General features: G+C 70.0%; 1 protein-coding gene. It reads left to right on the top strand.

Annotated elements, in window-relative coordinates; genetic code table 11:
• Positions 1–108 precede the first annotated feature (108 nt).
• Entirely contained in the window at positions 109–1491 is a 1383-nt protein-coding gene (locus tag EPN29_06380) for an IS1380 family transposase (protein ID TAN33253.1), read from the top strand.
• Positions 1492–1635 lie beyond the last annotated feature (144 nt).

Here is a 1635-nt window from a genome sequence, read left to right as displayed (position 1 = left end):
GATGATGTTGGTGTGTTGAGCGTGCCGTAACGCGAGGATGCCCTTCCGGGCCGAGATGATCGGGATTGCGACGTCTCGATCGGCTCAAGCGGGAAGGGCACCTCGTAGGTGAGAGCTTGCCACACGGTCCGGCCGGTGTTCGATGATCCGAATCTGGTGTCGGCGGCGGGTCTGGTTCCGCTGCTGCGGTTGGCCGAGTCGGCCGGGTCTTACGACCTGCTCGAGGGTTTGACGGTGGCCTCGCCGAACGCGGGGGCCAAGACGCTCAGTGTGGTGGCCGGGATGCTGGCCGGGGCGGACTCGATCGACGATTTGGACCTGCTGCGCCATGGCGGGATGGCGAAGGTGTTCACCGGGGTGCGGGCGCCATCGACGCTGGGCTCGTTCCTGCGCAGCTTCACGCATGGGCACGTGCAGCAGCTGGACGCGGTGAGCGCCGGGCTGTTGACCGGCCTGGCCGGTCGGGTCCCCGGGTTGCTCGGCGACGGTAACGGTGGCGGCGGGGAGCCGATCACCTTTGTCGATGTCGATGACACCATCCGGGAGGTTCACGGCTACGGCAAGCAGGCGGCAGGTTTCGGCTACTCCGGCGCGCGTGGGTTGAACGTGCAGCTGGCCACTGTCTCGACCCAGACCAGTGCGCCGGTGATCGCGCGGGCGCGGCTGCGGCGCGGTAACGTCGCCTCCCACACCGGCGCCGGGCGGCTGCTGGCACAGGCGTTGAACACGGCCCGGGCGGCCGGGGTCACCGGCCCGGTGCTGGCCCGGGCGGACTCGGCCTACTACGGGCACGCGTTCGCCGCGACCGCGCGCCGGCACGGCGCGTGGTTCTCGGTCACCGCGCGGATGAACCCCTCCCTGCGCGCTGCGATCGCCGGCATCGCCGAGGACGCCTGGACGGCGATCGCCTACCCGAACGCTGTCTACGACGAGGCCGAAGGCAGGTGGGTCTCCGACGCCGAACTGGCCGAGGTGCCGTACGTGGCGTTCACCGGACGCCGCAAGGCCGAGCACATCGCCTGCCGGCTGATCGTGCGCCGCGTGCGGCGCCTGCAACCACTCGCGCATGACGGCAGCGCGCAGGGTGAGTTGTTCGCGACCTGGCGACACCACGCCTTCATCACCGACAGCGCCCTGCCGACGATCGAGGCCGACCAGATCCACCGTGATCACGCCATCGTCGAACAGGTCATCGCCGAACTCAAAGACGGGCCGCTGGCCCACCTGCCCTCCGGCCGCTACACCGCCAACGCCGCCTGGCTGTCCTGCGCAGTGATCGCGTTCAACCTCGCCCGCGCCGCCGCCGTCGCCGCCGGGTTCGACCGCGCCCGCTGGACCACCATGCGACGCCGCGTCATCAACGTCCCGGCCCGCATCGCCTCCAGCGGACGACGCCACTGTCTACACCTGCCCGCCCAGTGGGCCTGGGCCACGGCCTGGCACACACTCTGGCGACTGGTCACCGGACCACCCGCCACCACGACGACCTGACCACCCAGCCGGACACGGCGCGAACCGAACCCACAGTGGAAAAGCCGGGCAGACCGGCGACATCACCACGCCCACCACCGGCCCCAAACCGAACAAGATCACCAAACCATCGACGATCACCGGTTCGGTGGATCAGGGCTGAGC

The sequence above is a fragment of the bacterium genome (genome assembly GCA_004299235.1).
Classification (GTDB): domain Bacteria; phylum Chloroflexota; class Dormibacteria; order Dormibacterales; family Dormibacteraceae; genus SCQL01.
This window is presented reverse-complemented; position numbering and strand designations above follow the sequence as displayed.